Origin of the sequence: Pontibacter amylolyticus (genome assembly GCF_014638845.1) — a bacterium.
In the GTDB taxonomy this organism is placed as follows: domain Bacteria; phylum Bacteroidota; class Bacteroidia; order Cytophagales; family Hymenobacteraceae; genus Pontibacter; species Pontibacter amylolyticus.
This window is the reverse complement of record NZ_BMFP01000005.1, coordinates 469,143-494,068: the sequence shown is the minus strand read 5'-3', so window position 1 is coordinate 494,068 and position 24,926 is coordinate 469,143. Positions and strand designations below refer to the sequence as shown.

The 24,926-nt window shown below is 52.3% G+C and carries 22 protein-coding genes; 8 read left to right on the top strand and 14 right to left on the bottom strand.

Annotated elements, in window-relative coordinates; all coding sequences use genetic code 11:
* Positions 1 to 2: 2 nt before the first annotated feature.
* From gatA to tatA, 3 genes are read right to left on the bottom strand one after another with little or no spacing between them, the layout of a single operon-like run.
* Positions 3 to 1,439: an Asp-tRNA(Asn)/Glu-tRNA(Gln) amidotransferase subunit GatA gene (gene gatA, locus IEV97_RS15070; RefSeq protein ID WP_188502296.1), complete on the bottom strand. Its 1,437-nt coding sequence runs from the start codon at positions 1,437 to 1,439 to the stop codon at positions 3 to 5.
* 1 nt (position 1,440) lies between these two features.
* Positions 1,441 to 1,653: a twin-arginine translocase TatA/TatE family subunit gene (locus tag IEV97_RS15065; protein WP_188502295.1), complete on the bottom strand. Its 213-nt coding sequence runs from the start codon at positions 1,651 to 1,653 to the stop codon at positions 1,441 to 1,443.
* A 20-nt stretch (positions 1,654 to 1,673) separates the two neighbouring features.
* The gene (tatA, locus tag IEV97_RS15060; RefSeq protein ID WP_188502294.1) at positions 1,674 to 1,889 is read right to left on the bottom strand and encodes a twin-arginine translocase TatA/TatE family subunit; all 216 of its coding nucleotides are present in this window, start codon (positions 1,887 to 1,889) and stop codon (positions 1,674 to 1,676) included.
* A 220-nt stretch (positions 1,890 to 2,109) separates the two neighbouring features.
* On the opposite strand from tatA, the gene IEV97_RS15055 reads away from it, so the two are divergent.
* The gene (locus IEV97_RS15055) at positions 2,110 to 2,352 is read left to right on the top strand and encodes a hypothetical protein (protein WP_188502293.1); all 243 of its coding nucleotides are present in this window, start codon (positions 2,110 to 2,112) and stop codon (positions 2,350 to 2,352) included.
* 263 nt (positions 2,353 to 2,615) lie between these two features.
* On the opposite strand, the gene IEV97_RS15050 is transcribed toward IEV97_RS15055, so the two are convergent.
* From IEV97_RS15050 to IEV97_RS15020, 7 genes are all read right to left on the bottom strand, one after another.
* Positions 2,616 to 3,851, bottom strand: a complete 1,236-nt coding sequence (locus tag IEV97_RS15050) for a murein hydrolase activator EnvC family protein (protein ID WP_188502292.1) — start codon at positions 3,849 to 3,851, stop codon at positions 2,616 to 2,618.
* A gap of 83 nt (positions 3,852 to 3,934) precedes the next feature.
* Positions 3,935 to 4,678 carry a lipoprotein insertase outer membrane protein LolB1 gene (gene lolB1, locus IEV97_RS15045; RefSeq protein WP_188502291.1) on the bottom strand — a complete coding sequence of 248 codons (744 nt, stop codon included), beginning with the start codon at positions 4,676 to 4,678 and terminating at the stop codon, positions 3,935 to 3,937.
* Positions 4,671 to 6,443: a tetratricopeptide repeat protein gene (locus IEV97_RS15040; RefSeq protein ID WP_229733970.1), complete on the bottom strand. Its 1,773-nt coding sequence runs from the start codon at positions 6,441 to 6,443 to the stop codon at positions 4,671 to 4,673. The genes lolB1 and IEV97_RS15040 overlap by 8 nt, the downstream gene beginning before the upstream one ends.
* A gap of 12 nt (positions 6,444 to 6,455) precedes the next feature.
* Positions 6,456 to 7,463: a sugar phosphate nucleotidyltransferase gene (locus IEV97_RS15035; RefSeq protein ID WP_188502290.1), complete on the bottom strand. Its 1,008-nt coding sequence runs from the start codon at positions 7,461 to 7,463 to the stop codon at positions 6,456 to 6,458.
* Positions 7,464 to 7,617: 154 nt separating this feature from the next.
* A complete protein-coding gene (gene dut, locus IEV97_RS15030; RefSeq protein ID WP_188502289.1) occupies positions 7,618 to 8,067 on the bottom strand; it encodes a dUTP diphosphatase in 450 nt (149 codons plus the stop codon).
* Between the two features lie 16 nt (positions 8,068 to 8,083).
* On the bottom strand, positions 8,084 to 9,577 hold the full coding sequence (locus tag IEV97_RS15025; protein WP_188502288.1) for a lipopolysaccharide biosynthesis protein: 1,494 nt from the start codon (positions 9,575 to 9,577) through the stop codon (positions 8,084 to 8,086).
* A 102-nt stretch (positions 9,578 to 9,679) separates the two neighbouring features.
* Complete coding sequence (locus IEV97_RS15020) at positions 9,680 to 10,462, bottom strand: enoyl-CoA hydratase/isomerase family protein (protein WP_188502287.1); 783 nt, start codon at positions 10,460 to 10,462, stop codon at positions 9,680 to 9,682.
* A gap of 198 nt (positions 10,463 to 10,660) precedes the next feature.
* Between IEV97_RS15020 and IEV97_RS15015 the strand changes: the two genes are divergently transcribed.
* Both IEV97_RS15015 and IEV97_RS15010 read left to right on the top strand, forming a co-directional pair.
* Positions 10,661 to 11,620: a DUF3078 domain-containing protein gene (locus IEV97_RS15015; RefSeq protein ID WP_188502286.1), complete on the top strand. Its 960-nt coding sequence runs from the start codon at positions 10,661 to 10,663 to the stop codon at positions 11,618 to 11,620.
* A 93-nt stretch (positions 11,621 to 11,713) separates the two neighbouring features.
* A complete protein-coding gene (locus IEV97_RS15010) occupies positions 11,714 to 12,058 on the top strand; it encodes a hypothetical protein (RefSeq protein WP_188502285.1) in 345 nt (114 codons plus the stop codon).
* Between the two features lie 696 nt (positions 12,059 to 12,754).
* Here IEV97_RS15010 and infB read toward each other — a convergent pair.
* The 3 genes from infB to rimP form a co-directional block, all read right to left on the bottom strand.
* On the bottom strand, positions 12,755 to 15,820 hold the full coding sequence (gene infB / locus IEV97_RS15005) for a translation initiation factor IF-2 (RefSeq protein WP_188502284.1): 3,066 nt from the start codon (positions 15,818 to 15,820) through the stop codon (positions 12,755 to 12,757).
* A gap of 117 nt (positions 15,821 to 15,937) precedes the next feature.
* Positions 15,938 to 17,191, bottom strand: a complete 1,254-nt coding sequence (nusA, locus tag IEV97_RS15000) for a transcription termination factor NusA (protein WP_188502283.1) — start codon at positions 17,189 to 17,191, stop codon at positions 15,938 to 15,940.
* 7 nt (positions 17,192 to 17,198) lie between these two features.
* The gene (gene rimP / locus IEV97_RS14995) at positions 17,199 to 17,672 is read right to left on the bottom strand and encodes a ribosome maturation factor RimP (protein ID WP_229733969.1); all 474 of its coding nucleotides are present in this window, start codon (positions 17,670 to 17,672) and stop codon (positions 17,199 to 17,201) included.
* Positions 17,673 to 17,981: 309 nt separating this feature from the next.
* On the opposite strand from rimP, the gene IEV97_RS14990 reads away from it, so the two are divergent.
* From IEV97_RS14990 to IEV97_RS14980, 3 genes are all read left to right on the top strand, one after another.
* Positions 17,982 to 19,112: an endonuclease/exonuclease/phosphatase family protein gene (locus IEV97_RS14990; protein ID WP_188502282.1), complete on the top strand. Its 1,131-nt coding sequence runs from the start codon at positions 17,982 to 17,984 to the stop codon at positions 19,110 to 19,112.
* 117 nt (positions 19,113 to 19,229) lie between these two features.
* Complete coding sequence (cysS, locus tag IEV97_RS14985) at positions 19,230 to 20,723, top strand: cysteine--tRNA ligase (RefSeq protein ID WP_188502281.1); 1,494 nt, start codon at positions 19,230 to 19,232, stop codon at positions 20,721 to 20,723.
* On the top strand, positions 20,713 to 21,726 hold the full coding sequence (locus IEV97_RS14980; protein WP_229733968.1) for a M28 family peptidase: 1,014 nt from the start codon (positions 20,713 to 20,715) through the stop codon (positions 21,724 to 21,726). Before cysS ends, IEV97_RS14980 begins: the two co-directional genes overlap by 11 nt.
* A gap of 47 nt (positions 21,727 to 21,773) precedes the next feature.
* Here IEV97_RS14980 and IEV97_RS14975 read toward each other — a convergent pair whose 3' ends face one another.
* Entirely contained in the window at positions 21,774 to 22,445 is a 672-nt protein-coding gene (locus tag IEV97_RS14975; protein ID WP_188502280.1) for a DUF4136 domain-containing protein, read from the bottom strand.
* 272 nt (positions 22,446 to 22,717) lie between these two features.
* Between IEV97_RS14975 and IEV97_RS14970 the strand changes: the two genes are divergently transcribed.
* Positions 22,718 to 23,776, top strand: coding sequence for a class I fructose-bisphosphate aldolase (locus tag IEV97_RS14970; protein WP_188502279.1), 1,059 nt, complete (start codon positions 22,718 to 22,720; stop codon positions 23,774 to 23,776).
* A 172-nt stretch (positions 23,777 to 23,948) separates the two neighbouring features.
* Positions 23,949 to 24,848, top strand: coding sequence for an acetyl-CoA carboxylase, carboxyltransferase subunit beta (gene accD, locus IEV97_RS14965; protein WP_188502341.1), 900 nt, complete (start codon positions 23,949 to 23,951; stop codon positions 24,846 to 24,848).
* Positions 24,849 to 24,926 lie beyond the last annotated feature (78 nt).

Here is a 24,926-nt window from a genome sequence, read left to right as displayed (position 1 = left end):
ATTTATGCTTCAACGGTTAGCTTGTCCAGTATGTAATTTGAGAAAGCGAGCAGTTGCGGCTCCTCAAATGAGCGGGTCATTAGTTGCAACCCGATGGAAAGGCCGTTCGCATCGCGTCCTGCCGGAATAGAAATGGCGGGAACACCAGCAAGCGAGGCCTGAACCGTAAAGATGTCGGCCAGATACATGGCCAACGGATTCGCCGTATTCTCCTCTAGCCGGAAGGCCGTAGTAGGAGCGGTAGGCAATATAAGAAAATCATAATGTTGCAGCAACTCATCCGTCTTCTCTTTTATGAGACGGCGCACACGTTGCGCTTTGGTATAGTAGGCGTCGTAGTAGTCGGCACTCAGCACAAAAGTGCCCAGCATGATGCGGCGCTGTACTTCCGGACCGAAGCCCTCTGCACGCGTTTTCTTGTAAAGGGAGGTAAGGTCAGTGGCGTTCTCACTGCGGTAGCCGTACTTCACCCCGTCGAAGCGACCCAGGTTAGAGCTGGCTTCTGCTGTGGTAAGGATGTAGTAAGTCGGCACCATGAAGTCCAGGTATGGGAACTCCACGGCCTCCAGCTGATGACCTGCTTCCTGCAACATGTCTTTCACGCCCAGGAGGGTTTCCTTCACCTCACCGTCCAGACCCTCGCTCTCGAAGCAGTCGCGGATGTATCCGATCTTGTATTTTTTGTCGGTCTGCAACAGCTGGCTGTAAGTGGGCACCGGGCGGTGGCTTACTGTGCTGTCATACTCGTCGCTGCCTGCCATTACTTCCAGCAGCAGGGCCGCGTCTTCCACGCTTTTCGAAATAATGCCGATCTGGTCAAAAGAAGAGGCGTAGGCGATGAGGCCATAGCGGGAAATACGCGAATAGGTAGGCTTCAGGCCAACCACACCACAGAAAGAAGCGGGCTGACGAACAGAACCGCCCGTATCGGAACCAATCGAAGCCAGGCACAGGTCGGCCTGCACGGCTACGGCTGAACCTCCGGACGAGCCACCCGGTACGCGGGTCGTATCGTCGGCATTAAGCACGGGTCCGAAGGAAGAGTTCTCGTTGGAAGCGCCCATTGCAAACTCGTCACAGTTCTGGCGACCGATGATAATAGCATCTTCAGCAAGCAGGCGCTGCACAGCCGTAGCGGTATAGAGCGATTTAAAACCGTTCAGGATCTGGCTGGAGGCTTGCAGCGAGTGGCCTTCGTAAGCCAGCACGTCTTTAAGGCCGATCACCATACCTGCCAGTTTGCCGGCATGGCCTGCAGCGAGTTTCTTGTCTACAGTGTCAGCCTGGGCAAATGCTTCTTCCTCGAATACCTCCAGGAAAGCGTTTAGCTCAGGCTTCTGCTTGATATTATGAAGGTAGTGCTCTACCAGCTGTCTGCACGACAGTTGCCCATTGGCAATATCGCTGCGAATGTCACGAAGTGAATGGTATGATTTCAAACTAGTCAGGCTTTTTTATGTCCTTGATGGAGCGTTCGAGCTCGTCCTGGATTTCTTTTTTGGCATCGTTAAAGCTACGCAGACCGCGACCAGCAGAACGTGCCAGGCCTGGGAGCTTGTCTGTGCCAAATAGGAGAAGTACTGCGGTTAGTACAACAAGTAGTTCTCCTCCCCCTATGTCTCCCAGGAAGAGGAGGATTGTACTAAGAATCATAAAATATTATTCTGAAAAGATTACTTCGTCGTGTTGTTATCGTCTTTAACAGAGCTCTCGATATCAGACTTGATTTCTTTGGTGGCGTCTTTGAACTCACGGATGCCGCGGCCCAGTCCTTTCGCAAGTTCAGGTATACGCTTGGCGCCGAACAGTAACAAAATAGCGAACAAGATCAGGACTACCTCTGTGCCTCCTAAACCTCCGATAAATGCAAAAATGTTGGTAATTACCATGGTCTTAAAGTTTTAAGAATGAATTGCTGCAAAAATAAAGCTTATATTTTAATTTAACCCACATTTGGAAACATTAGTTTATCCTCGTGCCATTATCTCGGCAAATCACCTTATTAGGGCTGTGAGGTAGGATATGGGTATGTTTCTTTCAGCTAGTGTGTAAGCGAGTTGCAACCTCATATGCCAATAGGCGTATAGAGGGTCAAATAAATTTAATATCTTGCTACGGGCAGGATATTCCAGCACTTATGTGCGCCTGCCTTTTTCCCAAAATGAAAAAAATATTTCCAGCAGAGGGAAATTTTTTACAGCAGGTATAAATCTTGCTGCTGAAAATCAGTTAGTTAATGCTATTTGTGTTTTTGGCAAGCTACTTGTAATAGCCCATATACAACAAGATTATACTTCATCACCTAACAGAGGGATAGAACTAAGATTAAAAATAAATATTAAGTTTTTTTAATCTTCTGTTTGCAAGTGTAATTTAAAGGTTGTAAATTAATCCATAGAAATTTAACACAGCCCCTTTGGAGGGGAGAAAGTGTCTAAATATAATTTTAAGTTTGTTTTCATAGCTTGGAAAGGCACCCTGCTTTGTAGGGTGTTTTTTCTTTTATAGGAGTATAGAAAACCAGGCTATCATTGGAATGCAAGCTAAAAAGGCGGGGCCGGACATCTGACAAGATGCCCGGCCCCGCCTTTTTTATGGCAGGTATAACAAGAGGCCTACTTTGGCCTGATCCAGCTTTCCGGGTTTAAGTTGGTGTTGTTTTTCCAGAGTTGGAACTGCAGCTCGGTTGTGCCGTTTGCGTCGGTATATACAGTGCCGATCACATCTTTCGGCTTTACGTCCTGTCCCTCTTTCACATTAACAGTGCGCAGCTTCGCGTATACTGCAAAGTACTCGCCGTGCTGCACCATCACAATGTTGTTCATGCCCGGCACACTGGCCACTGTCAGCACCTTGCCTTCGAATATGGCGCGCGCAGGCTCCCCCTGACCGGTTTGGATGTCAATTCCTCTGTTCTCTACCACCACCCCTTTTAGCACCGGGTGATTGTGCCGGCCGAACTTCTGCGAGATGAAGCCACGGTCCACGGGCCAGGCCAGTCGTCCGCGATTGCCTGCAAATGAGGAGGAGATCAGGGCGGCTTCAGGGGTGAGGGTGATCTTGCTGGAGCTTCCGCTGGTGGCGCGTCCTTCTTCGCGGGCGGCACGGGCGGCGCGGGCGATCTCCTCTTTCACAATATCGGCGATGAGATTGTCCAGCTTCCGAACGGCCTGCTGGCGCTGTGCCACTTCTTTTTTGAGTTGTTCTTCCTGCTTGCTGAGCTTTTGGATCATGCCATCCTGCTGAGCCCTTAGCGAGACAAGATTTTTGTTCTCGGCCATCTGTTTGTTGAGCAGGCCGCGCTTCTCTTCCCGCTGCGATTCAAGCGTGCGCAGCTGCCCGGTGAGGGCCGCCTGCACCTTGTTGATCTGCTCTACCTGTTTTTTGCGTGCTTCGGAGTACTGCTGCAGGTAGCGCAGGCGGCGTACCATTTGGTTGAAAGAGTCGGCGGCAAACACGAACATGAGCTTGTTGTAGCTGTTGGCGGTTTTGGAGGCAGCGTATACCATGGTGGCATACTCGGCCTTCAGGCTTTCCAAGTCGGATTGCAGTTCACCCACTATACCTTCAGTCTCTTTCAAGCCTGTTTCCAGCAATTTTATTTCCCGGGAAATGGTGCTGATCACGCCTTTCTGTACCGCAATTTTTTCCTGGATGGCGTTGAGCTGGCCAATAGAAGCCTCCTTCTGCACCTTGGTCTGCTGCAGAATGCGGTTCGCTTCTTTAATACGGTTTAGGTTTTCCTTTTTCTCTTTCTCGAGCTGCGCCTTCGATTTTTGTTTCTGGGCTTGGGTAACCAACGGCAACAGCAGGATAATCAGGAAAAAGGCTGATTTGTAAAGGGCCTTCATCAGAAATAGGGGTATACTACACTTAGCCTACAAATATGGCAAAACTATATTGCCCGTACCAGAACCCCGCCTATTTTATTAGACTAAAGTCGCTTGTAACCAGAAGGAACACTGAAAGGGAACTCCAGTACATCCTCAGAAACGGTAACTTTGGTGTGGCTTAAGTTAAAGTCGGAAATCTGGCCCGCCTGCAGAATCTGAGCCAGCATGTTGTAGGCAAAGGGTACCTCGCCCAAAGGTTGGAAACTCTCATACTGCACCACAATGCTATTACCCGATTGCTGGTCTTTGACGTTGAGCTGTTGCAGTTTCAGGTTTTCGGAACTGATGAAATAGTCGAAAAGCAGGTTTTTGCGCAACTGCTGCACATGCTGCATCTGGCCCTGGCTGGTAGCCTTCTCGGAGCCGTTGGCCTGGTAGTTGCCCAGCAGAATGGCCTGTACTACCTGAAAGTCGAGCGCTACGTTAAAGCGTTTGCTCAGAAAAGCATAATCTGTGGCGGCGTATTCACGCTGGATGCGGTTCATCAGGTACACCGAGTCGGGCGTGAGCTTGATGCGGGCAGCCTCTATACCTAAGCCCGGCAGTACCGAGATCCAGATCACACTGTCCTTTTGCATGCGCAGGGCATAACCCGACGAGGTGCTCTGGCCTTTGTCATCAAACTTGAGCTGGCCGCGGGCATTCAGGTAGGTGAATTCCAGATTCTGGACAGTGACGTTGCCAACAGTTTCAGTGGTGGCGGTAGCGGCAGTCGGGATCGTTTCTTTTTTGCAGGCGGAAAACAGGAGTATGCCCAGCAGGCATAGCAGGAGCTGTTTATTCATAGAGTTTCTTTTCTTTTATCTTTCTGTCAAGGAAGGCGGATGCCTCTCCTTTAAGTTTGGCTTTTTCCCACTGCCTCACCGCCTCGTCCTTTTTACCCAGTTTGAAGAGCACATCACCGTAATGCTCTACAATGGTCGCATCCTCCGAAACAGCGATCGCCTGTTCCAGATACTTCAGCGCCCCTTCATAATCTTCCATCTTGTACAGCACCCAGGCGTAGGTATCCAGGTAGGTGGGGTTGGCAGGGTGCTGCTCTACCAGTCGGCCGGCCATGGCTTTGGCTTTGGGCAGTTGCTCGCCTCGCAGCGACAAAAAGTAACTATAGTTGTTGAGTACGTGCTCATTGTCAGGGTCCTGCGCCAGCACGGCCTCATACGCCTCGTCTGATTTTTTATACTCTTTTTTGGAGTTGTAGGCATCACCCAACTGGGCATTGAACTGGGTGACCAATTCAGGCTCGCTCGCCGAAAGGCGCTTGCCATGCTCCAGCGACTTGGCTGCCTTGTCAAAATTCTTCTCGATCAGATGGCCGGTGCCGTTGTAGAACCAGAAAACGGCTTGGTTCGGGAACAGCTCCAGCGCCTGCTCCGAGTGCTTCACCAGATCTGCCGACTCGCCCAGTTCCGCGTCGAGCAGCACGATCTGCTGCCAGATCTTAAAGTGCGAATCATCCAGTTTGACAGCCTTGATGTAGTTGCCCCGTGCCGCCTCTTTCTTGCCGGTGATAGTTTGCAGGTCGCCGGCTACCGCGTAGGCTTTCGCCTCCTCGGGGTGCGAAGTGATCGTAAGATCAGCCAGTTCAAGGGCTATACCTTCAATGGCAGGGTTGGGCAGCTGGCGGATGAAATCTACCAGGATACGCACTTTGGTGTCGATGTCGAGGTCGGTGCTGGCGAACGCGATCTTCACCTGGTTTTCAGATTCCTGCAGGTTGCCTTTCTGGCGGTGCAAGTCCGAGAGCATCAGGTGCGCGAAGGGGTTATTGGGCTCAATGCGCAAGGCACGGTTGATCGTTTCGATGGCGATGTCCGTTTTTTGGCTGGCATTGTAGAGCTCAGCCTGGGCCAGCAGGTAGCGAATCTCCGTAGGATTGGCCGCAATCAGCTTTTCACCTTCTGCAAGAGCTTTCCCAATGTTCTTCTGGCGCAGGTAGATCTGCTGGCGGTTCATGGAGAGCTGCTCCAGCGCCCCGTATTTTTTCTCGATGCGGTCGTAGGTCTTCAGCGCATCGTCATACTTGGACTGTGCCAGGTATAGCTCCGCCAGATTGAACAGGTACTGCTCCTGGTCAGGCACGTTGCGCAGCAGGTCGTTGTAGGCCTGGGCCGCCTCAGTGTACTGCTTCTGCTCGGCGTGCAGCTGCGCGAGTAGCAGGTAATAGTAGGGGTTTTTGGAGTCGTTGGCGATGGCGGCCTGTGCAAATGTTACACCCGCCTTCGGGTTTTCCATCAGCATGTAGGTCTCGGCCAGCTTGTAGTTGAGCGCCGCATTCGTGGGGGTAACGGCGTATGCTTTCTGGAACTGGCTAAGCGCCTGCTTGTAGTCCTCCAGCATAAAGTATTTCATGCCCTCCAGAAACAAAGCCTCGCTCAGCAGCTTTTCCTGCTCGCTGGGTTCGGGCTGTGGCACAGGTATGGCTACCTGTTCGGTTTCGGCCTTCTCCTTGCCCTTTCTCTTTTTTTTCTTAGACTGGGCCTGGCTTTCGCCGGTCGCGACCAGTGCAAGGCAGCAAGTAGCGAGCACAATGTTTCTGAATCGGGTCATAAAATAGGTATGCTAATCTTTGAGCGTATTGTAGTCGCCAAGGCTCAGGTCTGACTGGCGGCCTTCATAGGAAACAAAATTACCTACCATTGAGTTTGCTATGTTCCCGTTTTTGATTGTCGACTCCTTCTGAACGATGGAATTGCCCACAATAGACGCCAGTACGCTGGTGTTGTCTCCAATAGAAACGTGCGGTCCTACCACTGAATTGTGGATCACGGCATTCTCTCCGATATACACGGGCGGGATGATGACAGAGTTCTGGATGTTGGCCGACGCGGCTACCAGGCCCTGCTCATCCTTTATATACTCTAAATAGCGTTGATTTGTGTAAACGGTTGCGTCTTTATTGCCGCAATCGAGCCATTCTGAGATAACGGCAGGAATAAATTTCGTGCCTTTGTTTTTCATGTTCTCCAGCGCGTTCGTCAGCTGGTACTCGCCCTTGTCTTTGATGTCGTTGTCGAGGAGATACTGCAGTTCGCTGCGCAGGTATACGCCGTCTTTAAAATAGTAGATGCCGATGATCGCCATGTCTGACACGAACTCCTGCGGCTTCTCCACAAAGTCGGTGATCTCGCCGTTGTCGCCCAGCTTCACCACGCCAAACGGACGCGGGTCTTCCACGCGCTGCACCCAGATAGTGCCGTCGGCGTTGGTGTCGAGTTTGAAGTCGGCTTTGAAAAGGGTGTCGGCAAAGGCTACTACCACTTTGCCCTCCAGCGAGTCCTGTGCGCACATGATGGCGTGCGCCGTGCCCAGGGCTTCTTCCTGGTAAAAAATGCTGCCTTTCGCGCCAACCGATTCGGCGATGGCTTTCAGGTCGCGCTCCACGGCCTCACCAAAGTGACCGATGATGAAGGCCACTTCCTCAATGGGCTCGTGGCATACTTTGGCAATGTCTTCTACCAGGCGCTGCACGATCGGCTTGCCTGCAATAGGTATAAGTGGTTTAGGAACTGTAAGAGTGTGCGGGCGCATACGCTTGCCCATACCTGCCATAGGTACAATAATCCTCATAGCTATTAGTTTATGGATTGAAAAATGTAGCCGGACGAGGAGTCCGGCCACTATTGGTTTTGATTAATACTGTATTCTGGATGTTTGGTTTTAGCCCTCACTAAAAAGCAGGAGAAGGCTGGCTATACCTTGTGTTGATGACTTTGCTGCTGACCTACTTCGTGCCTGTGCTGCCATAGCCACCGGCACCGCGCTCGGTGTCGGTCAGTACTTCGGCTTCTGCCCAGGTCACGCGCTCGTAACGGGCCACCACCATCTGGGCCACACGCTCGCCGTCCTCTACCACAAAGTCCTGATCCGACAGGTTGACCAACAATACCTTGATCTCGCCACGATAATCAGCATCAATGGTGCCCGGGCTGTTCACGATGGAAATGCCGTGCTTGTAGGCCAGTCCGGAGCGGGGTCTGATCTGCGCCTCATGTCCTTCGGGGAGTTCGATGAAAAGGCCGGTAGGTATAAGGGCGCGCTGCAGCGGCTTCAGGATAACGGGTGCCTCTAAGTTGGCGCGCAGGTCCATACCTGCCGAATGCTCCGTTTGGTAAGAAGGGAGTACGTGTTTGGATTGGTTAATGACTTTAACCGGTAAGTTCGTCGTGTTCATCTATTAAAGATAAAGATTATTTCTTAGTTAAAAAGTAGGCCCGCTCCCTGAACCACACCACCGCCAGGAAAACGCCGCATAAGGCTAAATGGTATGCATGGCGCAGCCAGAAGTTTTCGACAGGTATAAAATAAGCTGCCGCCACCAGCACCGTGGCCAGGGCGATGTAACCCAGGATGGTTTTGACAGGGTAGGGGATCGGGTAGTGCACATTGCCCAAAAGGTAAGTTGCCAGTGCCATACCTGCGTAGCAGATGAGTGTGGCAATAGCGGAGCCCATGTAGCCTAGCACAGGTATAAGCAGCAGGTTGAAAACTATGGTAATTGCCGCGCCACCAAAGCTGATGTAAGTGCCGAAATGCGTTTTGTCTGTCAGCTTGAACCACACAGTGAGGTTGTAGTAGATGCCCAGGAACAGGTTAGCTAATAGCAGCACTGGTACCACCATCAAACCGTCATGGTATTCGGGACCGATCAGCAAGGCGAAGTCTTCGAGGTTAGTCGAGATAAACAGGTAGATGAAAGCGCAGGCGATCACAAACCATTTCATGACCAGAGCAAAGGCTTGCGGCGATTCCTTTTCTTTCGCTTGCGAGAAAAAGAACGGCTCGGCGGCATAGCGGAAAGCCTGTATGGTGAGCGTCATGAAAATGGCGAGCTTGTAGCAGGCGCTGTATATACCGACGGCGGCCATGTTACTGGTGCCCGGGTAAAAGCCCTCGGGCAGGTAGCGCTCCAGCAGAATACGGTCGATCACTTCGTTGACCATACCGGCCAAGCCCATGAACAGGAGCGGCCAGGCGTATTGCAGCATTGGCTTGAGCTGTTCTACATCCAGCCTGAAGCGGAAAATACGGAGCTCTTTCCAAAGCATGGGCAGTAGCAGGGCATTGGCCACCAGGTTGATCAGGAAGATATAGCCGACTCCAAAATCAGGATTATAAAGGTATGCGGCCATTGGCTGAAGGCTTTGCAGGTACTGCCCTTCGTAGATGTGCCGCAGCAAAACCAGGAAAAACAGATTGGCACCAACAGTGAGCAGGATATTAGCCAGTTTGATGGAGGCGAATTTAATGGCTTTGTTCTGGTGCCGCAGCCAGGCAAACGGTATAGCCACCAGCGCATCGATCGCCAGCACAAGCGCCAGCCAGACGATGTACTCCCGCTGTTCTGGGTAGCCGATGTAATCTGCAATTTGCTGAGAGAAGAGCAGCAGTATACCTGTTAGGATCGTGCTGCTGACCAGAATGGCGCTCAGTACCCGGTTGTAAACTGTTCTCGGGTCTTGCTCAGGCTTGTTGGCAAAGCGGAAAAAAGCAGTCTCCATGCCGTAGGTATACACCACGTTGAAGAAAGCCACGAAAGCGTACAGGTAAGAAACGACCCCATACTCCTCGGGTAGGAACACCCGGGTATAGACCGGCACAAGCAGGTAGTTGAGGGCGCGGCCCACAATGCTGCTCAGTCCGTAGGCAGCCGTTTGCCCGACCAGTTTTTTGGCAATGCTCATGCGTTTGTTTTAGGGCAGGGAGGTATAGGTATCACTGAAAAAGACAGAACGCGCTATACCTGCCTTTTATGCCAGGTATAGCGCGTTGCTGCAGGTATAAGATTAAGCGCCTTTGAACACGGGCTTGCGTTTCTCCAGGAATGCGTTAGTGCCCTCAATAAAGTCTTGTGAAGAGCAGCAGCGCGCAAATGAGTTGGCCTCTGTCTGGTAGCCGTTCTCATCTTTGTCGTACACGGCGTTTACGCAGTCGATTACCAAGCCAATGGCCAGTGGCGCCTTGGATACGATCTTGTTCAGGATCTCCATACACTTTGGCATCAGTTCCACGGCAGGTACCACGTGGTTGACCAGACCAAGCGCCTTGGCTTCGCCGGCACCAATCATGTCGGCGGTCATCATCAGTTCCATCGCCTTGCCTTTGCCGATCAGCTGCGTCAGGCGCTGCGTTCCGCCGTAGCCCGGTATCAGGCCCAGGTTTACTTCCGGCTGACCAAAACGGGCGCCTTCGCTGGCAACGCGCATGTGGCAGGCCATGGCCAGTTCGCAACCACCTCCGAGGGCAAAGCCATTCACGGCAGCGATCACAGGTTTGGTGCAGCGCTCGATCATGCTGAAAACCTCCTGGCCACGCTCCGCAAAACTGCGGGCGTTCACCTCGCTCAGTTCCGAGATCTCCGAAATGTCAGCACCCGCTACAAAAGCTTTCTCGCCGGCACCGGTAAAGATGGCCCCCTTCACAGCAGGATCGTCATAGACTTGCTGGATGGCAGTCTTGATCTCCCTGATGGTGTCGATGTTGAGGGCATTTAGCTTATCTGCGCGATTGATAGTGATGACCAGAATGCCATTATCGAGGTTGAGCAGCAGGTTTTCGTATAGAGACATAGTTTAATACGGTATGGTATTTAGATAACAGCAGCAAATATAGTAGTGATTTAGCTAAATCCCTAAAGTGCAATCCGGCAGTGGCTCAGTTCTAATGGCCCTTCCCTAAAGATTCACATCAGCGCCGTCCCTCTGGTCTTGATTTGTTATATTTGTGCAATTTTTAAATACAGTACGCTCACTTTATACCTTATTTTCATGCTTAAGGCTTTATTGCGCTTTCTTTTCCTCTTTTTCTTCCTCTCACATGTTGGTTTTTTCTCCGCATCAGCTCAGGACGCGCCGGTCGATACGGCGGCGGTGCCGAAAATCTGGGACTTTGGCGGTACCGGTACGATCAACTTCAGTCAGGTGAGTCTGAGTAACTGGGCAGCTGGGGGGCAGAGTTCGCTCTCAGCCCTGGGTATACTGAACATCTACAGCAACTATAAGAAAGGGAAAAACACCTGGAACAATACCCTGGACCTGACTTACGGCACCGTGAAACTGCAGGAGCAGCGCCTACGCAAAAGTGACGATCGGCTGGAGCTGAACCTGAAGTATGGGCGCCAGGCTTCGAGCAAGTGGTTTTACACGACGCAGCTCAATACCCGCACCCAGATCAGCCCAACGTATACCCCTGAGCGCGATTCGGTGGTTTCCAACTTCATGGCACCCGCTTTCGTGCTGGCCTCTATCGGTATGGACTACAAGCCCAATCCCAAGCTCTCGGTATTTATTTCTCCCTTTACCGGCAAGTTCACGGCTGTGCTCAACCAGCGCATGGCCGACTACGGGGCTTTTGGGGTGGAGCCTGCTCAGCGTGACCTGGAAGGCAATCTTATACCTGGCACCGGGGAGCGGCTGCGCGAAGAGTTCGGTGGCTTTGTGAATGTGCGCTTCAAGAATGAGGTCTTTAAGAACGTGACCCTTCAATCCAAAGCCGATTTGTTCTCCAACTACCTGCACAATGCCAAGAACATTGACGTGAGTTGGGAGAACCTGGTAAACTTTAAGGTGAATAAGTTTTTGTCAGCCAGCCTCTTTGTGCATATGATCTACGATGATGATATTTTGATCGATATTGACCGCGGCGGTGATGGCACAATGGATGGGAAAGGGCCTCGTTTGCAGCTGAAAGAAACCATGGGAATAGGATTATCCTACAAATTTGAATAGTAAACTTTTGTTGGGCACTTCTTGTTATTCACTAAAAATGTATACTTTAGTGGATGATGTACGTTGTATAGGTACATTATCAAAAGTGGATTTATGAAAAAAATCATATCGTTACTATTCTCTCTGGCTTTCCTCCTGTTCGTGTCCGATGCGATGGCACAAACTTCCAGTTCTTCGAGTACTTCGCTGAACTCCGGGAAAGACGAATACTGGGGTACTGCCAGGGTGCAGGAAAAGGGTACTACCACTGATGCCGTTGGCGCTCGCGCTGCCGGTATGGATGCACGCTGGAATGCCTATGAAAACTCAAACCGTAGCCGCTTCACCAAAGACCGCATCAAAGGAAGCAAGCGTATGGAGGCCATTCTGAAAAAAGAGAAAGAAATGCACCGTAAGCACAAGCGCGACAAGCGTCGCCTTGCCCGCCATTCATTGTAATAGCACAACACGAAAACATTTAAAAGCCCCGCTTGATTTTTCAGGCGGGGCTTTTTTTGTGATCATGTACAGTATAAGCCACGCGCGCAACATACATGGCTTGTTTTTACTACACAATAAGACAGCATTTCAGGTATAGACTTAGCACTGCAGAAGAGCGAAAGTGAGAGCTTATTTAGTAGCTGGCAAATTTATTCTAGGGTATAGTCTCGTAATTGCATCAGGTATATTATGGTTGTTGTGAGCTTTTTATTTTCCTAGAGGAGACAATAGCTGATTCGGATTTATCAGTCCGAATCCCAACTGTATCGGGTCTCCAGATCCGCGTAATCCATATTTTGGTTTATGGGGACGTGGACATCCCGAACAGTCAACCTCGGGATTAAGAAATCCCGAAGAGCATCTCCTTAAGTTCATAGGATTGGGAATAAAGGCCTCGATAAAGCTTTGGGGTATGGATGTATTGAAGAGCATCTACTTACTTTGACAGAATCAGTAGATAGGATGGTTTCATCACCTCAAACATGCTCTTAATTAAGTAGTGATAGCGCTGCTGTATTCAGGTATAGCCCTTCTCAGTTAAAGCAAATGCTCAGGTATAGGTATTCTTTTTCAGGTATAGCCAGTGTCTGCGGCCAAAAACAAAAGGCTCCTGCTTTCGCAAGAGCCTTCTTTATGATTCAAGCTGCAGCTTTATTACAGCGTACGCTTCACTTCTTTTTCTACGTAAGCTTCGATCACGTCACCAATCTCGATCTCGTTGTATCCTTTCAGGCTGATACCGCACTCGTAACCCTGGCGTACTTCAGACACATCGTCCTTGAAACGCTTGAGGGCCAGAATCTCACCGTCGTGTACCACGATGCCGTCACGCACCAGACGTACTCTGGAGTTACGCTGAATAGAGCCGTCGGTGATCATACAACCTGCAATCGTACCAACCTTGGTGATGCGGAATACGTCGCGAACTTCGGCGTTGCCCGTGATCTCCTCTTTCATGGTAGGAGCAAGCATGCCTTCCATCGCGTCTTTCACCTCGTTGATCGCATCGTAGATGATAGAGTACAGACGAACGTCGATCTGTTCCTGCTCTGCCAGTCTGCGGGCGTTCTGGGAAGGACGTACCTGGAAACCGATGATGATCGCATCAGAAGCCGAAGCCAGCAATACGTCAGATTCAGAGATGGCGCCTACACCTTTGCTGATGATGTTCACCTGCACCTCGGCAGTGGACAGTTTCAACAGGGAGTCGGCTAGTGCCTCTACGGAACCGTCCACGTCACCCTTCACAATCACGTTAAGCTCCTTGAACGTACCGATGGCCAGACGGCGACCAATTTCATCCAGGGTGATGTGCTTGCGGGTGCGCAGGCTTTGCTCACGCTGTACCTGTGCCCGGTTGGTGGCGATTTCACGTGCCTCGCGCTCCGATTCCATTACCTGGAACTTGTCGCCGGCCTGTGGCGCACCGTCCAGACCCAGCAACTGTACCGGGGTGGATGGGCCTGCCTCTTTCATCTTGCGGCCACGGTGGTCGGTCATGGCTTTCACCCTACCGTAGTGGGAGCCTGCCAGTACCACATCACCTACTCTGAGAGTACCGGTCTGCACCAGCACCGTTGCTACGTAGCCACGGCCTTTGTCAAGCGATGCTTCGATAACCGTACCCACAGCGTTTCGGTCCGGGTTGGCCTTGAGCTCCAGGAGCTCGGCCTCCAGCAATACTTTCTCCAACAAGTCAGGAATACCCTGTCCTGTTTTCGCTGAGATTTCCTGCGACTGGTATTTACCACCCCATTCCTCTACCAGGATGTTCATCTGAGCGAGCTCTTCACGAACCTTATCCGGGTTAGCGGCTGGTTTGTCTATTTTGTTCAGTGCAATGATGATAGGAGAACCGGCTGCCTGTGCGTGGTTGATGGCCTCTTTTGTCTGCGGCATCACCGAGTCATCAGCTGCTACCACAATAATAACAACGTCCGTTATTTTGGCACCACGGGCACGCATAGCCGTAAAGGCTTCGTGACCCGGCGTATCCAGGAAGGTAACGGTACGTCCGCTCTCTGTCTGCACCTTGTAGGCACCGATGTGCTGCGTGATACCGCCGGCCTCGCCAGCTGTTACGTTGGCATTTCGGATATAGTCAAGGAGGGAAGTTTTACCGTGGTCAACGTGACCCATGATGGTCACAATTGGGGCACGATCCAACAGATCCTCTTCGTTGTCTTCTATTGTATCTTCAAGCGCCTGCTCATCCTCTGATGTGATGAAGTCAACTGCATAGCCAAATTCGTCTGCGATGATGGTGATGGCTTCGGCGTCAAGGCGTTGGTTAATGGATACGAACATACCCAGCTGCATACATACCTTGATAACATCATTCACGCTCACGTTCATCAGCGCTGCCAGGTCATTGGCAGACACGAACTCTGTTACACGCAGGGTCTTCGACTCTGCCTGCTCCATCAAACGACGCTCTTCTGTTGCGTCCGCAATAGCAGAGCGCTTCTCACGACGGTACTTGGCGCGGTTGCCACCGCCCCCTTTGCCGCCGCTTAGCTTCGCAAGCGTCGCTTTGATCTGCTCCTGGATTTCCTTATCCGTTACTTCTGCTTTTTCTACACGTGGTCCAGGGGCATTGCGTGGTCCACGGCCACCCGGGCCTCCAGGTCCGCCGCCAGGACGCTGTCCCGGACGATTGCCCTGATAGCCTCCGCCGCCACCACCCGTGTGCTGGATAGGGCGAGCCTGTGGATTGGAAACACTTTGTCCCTGGTTCTGACCGCCACCCTGTTCCGGGCCGGCCACAATAATGCGCTTGCGCTTTTTCTTCTTACCGGCCTTCTTATCATCAGAAGACGCTACCGGCTTGGTACCTTTTCTACGGGAGCTGTCTGGCAATTCAATCTTGCCTAGCACCGTAAGGCCTTTCAGCTGGTCGGCTTTTGCTGTAATTGTTTCTATTTGTTCTGGTCCTTTTTCTTCAGGAGTAGCAGGTGCCGGCTTTTCCGGTGCCTGTGGTGCCGCTGCTTGCGCAGGAGCTTTTGCTGTTTCAGCTGGTTTTTCAGCTGGTTTCTGTTCCGCAGCAGGGGCAGGAGGCGTTGCCGGTTGCTGTGGCGTTTCAACTTTTGGAGCTTCCACCTTAGGGGTTTCAGCTTTAGGCGCTTCAGCGGCAGGTGTTTCCTGCACAGGCGCTGCCGGTTTCTCCACAGGCTTCTCTACTTGTGGGGCAGGGGCAGGCTGCTCCGGCGCTTTCGCTTCCGGGGCTTTTGGCTGCTCAACTGCAGGTGCCATTGGCTCTTCGGCTTTAGGGGCAGCTGGCTTAGGTATAGGACGACCTTTGGAGTCGAGCTCTATTTTGCCGAGTACCTTTATGCCCGGAAGCTTTGCTTCAACAGGCGCCGGTGCCGGCTCCGCTTTTGGCTTCGCCTCTGTGGCTTCGCTTTTCGGCTGGTGCGCGTTCTTGATCAGGATCTCCTGCTCAGGCTCTGCTGTTTTCTTTGGCTCGTGATGAGGCTCCGATTCCACTATCTGGTTGCTTTGTGGTTTCTTGCCGATGTTCAGTTCTTCCGCTTCAATCTTGTCTTGCATGGAAGAGGCGAACTCTTTAGCCAGCATACCGAACTGCTCTGCCGTGATTTTGGTGGTGGGTTTGTTTTCCACGTCAAAGCCTTTAGCAGAGAGGTAATCCACAATGGTAGCTGTACCAATGTTTAAAGTAGTTGCAACCTGTTTGAGCCTCCTGATTTTGTCTTCTGCCATGTTCTGATATGCTGTCTTTATTATTCTGTTAATATACTATAGTTGCCTTGCAAGGTATAGAACTGAGCCCCGTTCTGAATATTTTTCAAAATTACAGTAACGGAGCGCAACTCACAACTATTGATTGTCTTCTTCTTCCAACTCTTCGCGCAGGATGGAGAGCACGCTGTCGATCGTCTCTTCTTCCAGTTCTGTTCTGCGAAGCAGGTCTTCTTTCGAAACGGCCAGTACGCTCTTGGCTGTGTCCAGGCCGATGCGACGCAGTTCCGCGATCACCCAGTCCTCGATCTCGTCCGTGAATTCCTCCAGGCTGATGTCCTCTTCGTACACTTCCGACTCACGGAACACGTCGATCTCCATGTCTACCAGTTTGCTGGCCAGCTTGATGTTCTGACCGCCCTTACCGATCGCAAGCGATACCTGGTCCGGCTTCAGGAACACCGACACGCGGCCGTTCTCGTTGTCAATCTTCATGCTCGTGATCTTAGCCGGGCTAAGGGCACGCTGAATGTAAAGCTCCAGGTTGTCGGTGTAGTTGATCACGTCGATGTTCTCGTTCTCCAGCTCGCGCACGATGCTGTGAATACGGGAACCCTTCATGCCCACGCAGGCACCTACCGGGTCAATGCGGTCGTCAAACGATTCTACGGCTACTTTGGCACGCTCGCCGGGCTCACGCACAATTTTTTTGATGGCGATCAGTCCGTCGTAAATCTCCGGCACCTCGTTCTCGAACAAGCGCTCCAAGAAGGCAGGCGATGTACGGGAGAGAATGATCTTCGGGTTGCCGTTCACGATCTCAACGCGCTGTACCACAGCACGCACCACGTCGCCCTTGCGGTAACGGTCTTTCGGGATCTGCTCCCCTTTCGGGATCAGCAGTTCATTTTCTTCCTGGTCGAGCAGCAGTACTTCACGGTTCCATACCTGGTATACCTCACCTGAGATGATCTCGCCAACAAGGTCCTTGTATTTCTGGAACAGGAGTTCTTTCTCCATGTCCTTGATGCGCTGGATCAGGGTCTGGCGGGCAGTCAATACGGCGCGGCGACCGAAGTCCTCCAGTTGTATCTCTTCCGACACTTCCTCTCCCACTTCAAAGTCAGGCTCTATTTTCTGCGCCTCAGATAGGGCGATCTTATCATGATCCCAGATGTCCTCCGAGTTGTCGTCCACGATTTCGCGGTTACGCCAGATCTCCAGGTCACCCTTCTCCACGTTCAGGATGATGTCAAAGTTCTCGTCGGTGCCCCACTTCTTGCGGATCATGGTACGGAATACATCCTCCAGGATGCGCATCATCGTCGGGCGGTCTATGTTCTTGAATTTCGCAAATTCAGCGAACGACTCGATCAGGACTGAACTGTTCATTATCTTATCATTTAAATGAGATTACAACATTTGCTTTTACAATATCCCCGAAAGGTATTTGCACAGGCTCATACGTTGCCTTTTTGCCTTTTTGTTTAATTTCCTGCGTCAGGTTTATACCTGTTTCCGTTACTTCCTCCAGCTTGCCGGTCTTCTCGGTGCCGTCCTGCATTTTCAGTTTCAGGTTGCGGCCGATGTTTCGCTTGTACTGCTGCGGCTGCGTGAGCGGAAAATCCACCCCCGGTGAGCTCACCTCCAGCACATAAGAAACCTCCTCGCCATACTCCTCTGCGATCTTCGCATTAACGCGGCGGCTGATGCTGGCGCACTGGTCAATTGTGATGCCCTGCTCGCCGTCAGCCAGCACGGTTATCTTGGGGCGTACAGCCGATTCGGACACTGCCACATCTACGATGAACAGGTCGTTTTCCGGTAGGCTGGCTTCCACCATTGCGCGAATACTTTGTGCCGTTATTGCCATATTAATTTAAAGAAAATAAAGAAGGGGACCTCGCGTCCCCTCATCTCCTTGGAAATAATGTCACAAATTTACTATAAAAACATTATATAAACAACAATAAGTGTGGAAGTGCGCTGTAAATTATCTGGTTTCTGGAGATTTCGGACGGCATTTAGGTAGCTATGGCGGGCTACCGGAAGGGCTTTGGTTCAGTAACATGAACCGGCGCGGGAAAAGTTCTGCTTTTTAAAACACCACCACCGCCACATCTGAATATATTCTGAAGCGAGGCTTGATATTCCTACAGGCATAATTTGTAAGTTTGCCACCGTGGCAGGTACATTCAAACACATACGCCGGAGAATCTGGCTGATTCTGAACATCCTCGTAGTGCTTTGGCTACTGCTGGGGGTGCTGAGCATGCGCATACCTCCTTACGACTTCTGGCCTGCCGGCTTCATGGCTTTCTCACTTCCCGGTGCCCTGGTGCTCAATTTCCTGTTCTTCCTTTACTGGTTGCTGAAGCGCTCCTGGTATGTGTTTCTGCCGCTTGCCGTGATTGGCCTTGGCTGGAACCACTATGGCCGGTTGGTGTCCATTTCATGGGATGAAGAGTTGCCGGCAGGCGCTAAAACCCTCGAGGTGCTCAGTTTCAATGTGCATATTTTCAACGCGTATGAAAGAATTGTGGAAGGCGTGCCGCGTGTGTCGGAGGAGATGGTGGATTGGGTGGCCACACACCCTGCTGATGTGTTCTGTTTGCAGGAGTTTTACAGTCGGGTGAACTCCACCGAGTTCAATAACTTCAACCGGATCGGGAAAAGGTATGACCGGTATGTGTTTGCCTCTACTTACCAGGGCGATCGCGTGAAAGCCGATTTAGGTATAGCCATTTTCTCGAAGTACCCGATCATCAGGGGGAATACCATTCGTTTCCCGAACACACCGGAACGCAGCGCCAACCGGGCCGCCTGGGTAGATATCAATGTGAAAGGAGACACGGTCAGGGTGTACGCCGTGCACCTGCAGTCGATGAGCATCAGGGCGGCAGATATCGAGAACACCTACTCTGCCATAGGCGACGAGGCGAGCTTTAAGAAAGAGAGCCGCAACCTGGCCCGCCGTTTGCGCATGGGTTTCCGGGCCCGGGCCATGCAGGTACAGCAGTTGCTCGACCATGTGAAAACTTCACCTTATCCCGTTATCGTGACGGGCGACTTTAACGACATCCCGTTTAGCTATACCTACAGTCAGTTGGTGAGCGAGTTGAACAACTCGTTTGAGAAAGCCGGGAACGGGGTGGGGGCCACTTACAACGGTCCGCTGCCCTTCCTGCGTATTGATAATCAGTTCTACAGCGAAGGACTGGAGGCATACGATTTCAAAACGCATTACGAAATGCCGCTTTCCGACCACTTCCCGATCTCGGCCACCTATGTCATCAAACCGAAGGAGGAGTAGGGCACTGACGGTATAATTTCTTAATTTTGAACTTTGGTTTGCCACTGAGGTTAACCGGAAAGATCAAGTATAAACAGAAGGCATGCCCTGTGCGCATGCACTTCCTATACCGATACCATGCAACACAAACTCAACCTGTACAACACGCTCACGCGCAAAAAAGAACTGTTCGAACCCCTGCACGCCCCCTTCGTAGGGATGTATGTCTGCGGGCCGACCGTGTACGGCGAGCCGCACCTGGGCCATGCCCGCAGTGCCGTTACCTTCGACGTGCTGTACCGCTACCTCAAATACCTGGGCTACAAAGTGCGCTACGTGCGCAATATCACCGACGTAGGTCACCTCGAAAACGATGCCGACGAGGGCGAAGACAAGATTCAGAAAAGAGCCAAACTGGAGCACCTCGAACCGATGGAAGTGGTGCAGCATTATACCAATGTGTACCAGCAGGATATGGCCACGCTCAACACAAAGTCGCCTGGCATCGAGCCGCGTGCTTCCGGGCACATCATTGAGCAGATCCAGCTGATCCAGGAAATTTTAGCGAATGGTTTTGCTTACGAAGTAAACGGATCGGTCTACTTCGACGTGCCGGCTTACAACAAAGATCACAACTACGGCAAGCTTTCCGGCCGCATCATCGAGGACCTGCTCAGCAACACCCGCGACACCGAAGGACAGGGCGAGAAGCGCTCACCGCTGGACTTTGCCCTCTGGAAGAAAGCATCGCCGCAGCACATCATGCGCTGGCCTTCGCCCTGGAGCGACGGCTTCCCGGGCTGGCACCTCGAGTGCTCAGCCATGAGCCGCAAGTACCTGGGAGAGACCTTCGACATCCACGGAGGCGGACTGGATTTGATGTTCCCGCACCACGAGTGCGAGATCGCGCAGAGCCAGGCGAGCCACAGCCACTCCGACGCTGCCCGCTACTGGGTGCACAACAACATGATCACGGTGAATGGGCAGAAGATGGGCAAATCGCTGGGCAACTTCATCAACCTGAGCGAGCTCTTCAGCGGCAACCACCAGATGCTGGAGCAGGCTTACAGCCCGATGACCATCCGCTTCTTCATCCTGCAGGCGCACTACCGCAGTACGCTAGACTTCAGCAACGAGGCGCTGCAGGCCGCCCAAAAAGGGTATAGAAAGCTGATGAACGGTATGCGCGTACTCGAGAAGTTGAGCTATCCGGAGGAAGGGGTAGGCACGCCGGACGAAAAGCTGAACGAAGAGCTGCTGAAACTGACTGAGGACTGCTTCCGCGGCCTGAACGACGACCTGAACACGGCCCGAGCGATCGCTTCGCTCTTCAACCTGCTCAAAAAGATCAACAGCCTATACCTGGGTCAGCTGCAGATCGGGGCGCTGACGCGCGGCACTTTCGACACCATTCGCACGACTTATACCGAACTGGTAACCGATGTGCTGGGGCTGAAAGATGAACCGACTGCTGACATGGAGGAGATGCTGGAACTGGTGCTTGGCTTTTACAAAGAAGCGAAGGAGAACAAGGCGTATGACAAGGTAGACGTGATCCGTGCCGAACTGAAAAAGCAGGGCATTGTGATCAAGGACCTGAAAACCGGAATTGACTGGGCTTATGAAGAATAATATGAAGGTACTGGCCATGCTGCTGTTTGGAGCGATGGGACTCAACAGCTGCGACTCTTCTGAGAACGGAAGCAGCAGCGAACGTGTGGCGACTACAGAGGTGGAAGAAGCTGTGGTGCAGGCACCTGAGTTCAACCCCGACTCGGCTTACTTCTTTGTGGACCGGCAGGTGGCTTTCGGGCCGCGCGTGCCCAACACGGCGGAGCATTACAAAACAGGCGAGTGGCTGATCGAGACGCTGCGCGGCTACGGGGCAGAAGTGCAGGTACAGGCTTTCCAGGCGAAGGCTTTTGACGGCACCATGCTCAACCTGCGGAACATCATCGGTACCATCAACCCGAACGCGACCAAGCGGGTACTGCTGGCCGCGCACTGGGACACACGCCCCTTCGCCGACAAAGACGACAAGGACCAGAACAAACCTATTGAGGGTGCCAACGACGGCGGCAGTGGCGTAGGCGTGCTGCTCGAGATTGCCCGCACCATTCAGGCGGCGGAGCAAAAACCAGGAATTGGCATCGACATCATCTTCTTTGACGGGGAGGACTACGGCCGCCCGGACAACAGCGATCATCCTTACATGCAGGACGACTGGTGCCTGGGTTCGCAGTACTGGAGCAAGAACAAGCACACCCCGAATTACAAGGCGAACTACGGCATCCTGCTCGACATGGTAGGCGCCGAGAACGCCAAGTTTGCCCGCGAAGGCACTTCCATGCAGTATGCCCGCAACATCGTGGACAAGGTATGGCGTGCCGGCAATCGCATTGGCTATTCCGACTACTTTAAGTACGTGAACGCCCCGGCCATTACCGACGATCACTATTACGTGAACACAGTGGGCGGCATCCGCATGATCGACATTATCGAATACAACATGGCGAACCAGGATGACTACTTCGGGCACTACCATCACCGCCATACCGACACGATGGACATCATCAGCAAAAATACTCTGAAGGCAGTGGGCCAGACCGTGCTGCACGTGCTCTATAACGAGTAAGGCTATACCTGACCAATACAGAAAAGGCGCTCCACAGAGCGCCTTTTTTATTGTTTTACAACGGAGGGTAGCACGTTGTCTTCCGTCATCTTTTGCACCGTGAGTTCGGCAAACTTGCTTGCTGCCTTGCGCAGGCTGCTGGGGCTGTGTGACCTGGACTGAGCTGACCAAACCAGCCGGTCAGTATTGACATCGTAAAGGTTGGTTTCGAGGTAGTATACCTTGTCTTCGGTGTAGTAGCCGGGGTCGTAGAGCGTAGGGTACCAGAAGGTATAATAGCCCCTGAAACTGCCGTACCACATAAACCGGGTCATGGGTCGGTACCCCATGCTGCCTGGCACGTAGCGGGTTTCGGTTTGCTCGTCTACCAGGGCGGCGGTGAGGATGGCGTCATGGCCGTTTTCTTTGATGCGCTCGATGAGCAGGTTGACATCGGGCTGGGTTTTAGCGGCGGCTGAGGGTGGGAACAGGTCCATGCTGCGGGTTGCCTGAATACCGCGCATTTGCAACTGAGCCGCCAGGTCATTCTCTACTTCCTGCCGGGCCAGCACATTGTCGGTGAGGGCTGCTACGACCACCCGCCGATAATGCTGGGCTTCTATCTCCGGGCTTTTCCAGGAGCCCAGAATCCGAGTGGAAGAAGAGCAGGCGGCTATACCTGCCAACAGTAGCAGCAGCGGCAGCCAGGCGATTGTAGGAAGTTTACGTTTTATGTACATAGCGCTAACGTGCTTATATTGAATGCTTTGTATAACGAGTGTAGGATTGATTTAGATTTAAGGGAGAACCAGGTATAGCCTGGCCCTGCACAGGCGGACGGGAAGACGGTGTTATTTAGTGCCGGGAATAGGGCAACATTTTAGCGATGTATGCGGTATGTTGGGGCAGTATACCTGTGCTGCGGCAGAAGGCGTGATAATTTCTGAAGTATTCAAAAAGCGTTATATATTTGTCCTGCAATTCAATACATCCCTTTATAAAACTTTAAAAAATGTCGTACGATAACATCGTTTCCTTACTGGGCTCTGAAGCGGAGAGCCTGCTTCAGTATGAAAGCAAAACAATCTCCAGGGACCTGATCCATGCACCGGGTCCTGACTTTGTGGACCGCGTGTTCTCACTGTCTAACCGCAACCCGCAGGTTTTGCGCAGCCTGCAGCAGCTCTTCAACACAGGCCGACTGGCGGGTACGGGCTACCTGTCTATACTGCCGGTAGACCAGGGCATTGAGCACACAGCGGGTGCCTCGTTTGCTCCAAACCCGATTTACTTCGACCCAGAGAACATCATCAGACTGGCGATCGAAGGTGGCTGCAATGCCGTGGCGACAACCTTTGGCAACCTGGCCATGATGTCCAGAAAGTACGCCCACAAGATTCCGTTTGTGGTGAAGATCAACCACAACGAGCTCATGACCTACCCGAATAAGTATGACCAGATCATGTTCGGATCCGTAGACGAGGCCTGGAACCTGGGTGCTACTGCTGTTGGTGCCACTATCTATTTCGGTTCTGAGGAGTCATCGCGCCAGATCATTGAGGTGGCTGAGGCCTTCGAGAGAGCGCACCAGTTGGGTATGGCTACCATCCTGTGGTGCTATACCCGCAACAACGCCTTCAAAAAAGATGGTGTGGACTACCACGTAGCAGCCGACCTGACAGCACAGGCCAACCACCTGGGTGTAACGATCCAGGCCGACATCATCAAGCAGAAACTGCCGGAAAACAACGGTGGCTTCAAGGCGATCGGTTTTGGCAAGACGCACGAGAAAATGTACACGGAGCTTTCTTCTGACAACCCGATTGATCTGGCCCGCTACCAGGTGGCCAACTGCTACATGGGCCGTGCCGGTCTGATCAACTCCGGTGGTGAGTCGAAGGGCGACTCGGATCTGGCGGATGCCGTGCGCACAGCCGTTATCAACAAGCGTGCAGGCGGTATGGGCTTAATATCAGGCCGTAAGGCGTTCCAGAAAGACATGAAAGTTGGTGTGGAGCTGCTGAACGCGATTCAGGACGTATACCTGGCCAACGACATTACACTTGCGTAACCTATAGCAGAACTGCTGATTATTAACTAATTTTACAGCCTGCTTTGGAAAAGCTCCTTTGTGAGTATTCCGGAGCAGGCTATATTTGTGCCCGAATCTGCCCGAAGTTGGAGAAGAGGAGTGTGGCGGAACAACCATTTAATGTGCAGCATGCACGCCCGATACGATTATGATGCCTTGGTTTAAACGAGTAGAAAAAGGAATTAACACGCCGACAGAGGAGAAGAAGGAAACCCCGGACGGTTTGTGGTACAAGTGCCCGGAATGCAAAACGGTGACGAGCATGACCGAGCACCGCAAAAACCTGAAGACCTGCGTGAAGTGCAACTACCACGACCGGATTGGTTCCAAGGAGTATTTTGCCATCCTGTTCGACGACAACAAATTCACGGAGATGGACGAGGACATGAGCTCGGGTGACCCTCTGAATTTTACGGACTCCAAGCCATACCCGCAGCGTACTGCCGAAACGCAGCGCAAGACCGGGCTGAAAGACGCCGTGCGCACTGCCTATGGCAAGTCGGGCGGCCGGGACATCACCATCGCCTGCATGGATTTTGCTTACATCGGCGGCTCTATGGGCTCTGTGGTAGGGGAGAAGATCGCCCGCGCCATTGACCATGCCCGTAAGACGCGCACGCCTTTCATGATGATCTCCAAATCAGGTGGCGCGCGCATGATGGAGGCCGGCTTCTCGCTGATGCAGATGGCCAAAACCTCCGCCAAGCTAGCGCTGCTTTCAGAAGAAAAACTGCCTTATATCTCTCTGCTCACCGACCCGACCACAGGTGGTGTGACCGCATCATACGCCATGCTGGGTGATTTCAACATCGCCGAGCCGGGTTCCCTGATCGGTTTTGCCGGACCTCGTGTGATCAAGGAAACGATTGGCAAGGACCTGCCGAAAGGCTTCCAGAGTGCAGAGTTTGTGCTGGAGCACGGCTTCCTGGACTTTATCGTGGACCGCAAGGAGCTGAAGGAGCGCCTCGTTGACCTGCTGGGTATGATCATGCCGGCAGCAGAAGAAAGCAACGGCACTGCCAAAGTTCAGAAGGCCGCCAAGTCATCCTAAGCATTGCATTAATATTTCAGACTAAAAGAGCCTGTCAGTGTCGCTGACAGGCTCTTGTGCTAGTACTCAAACATGACA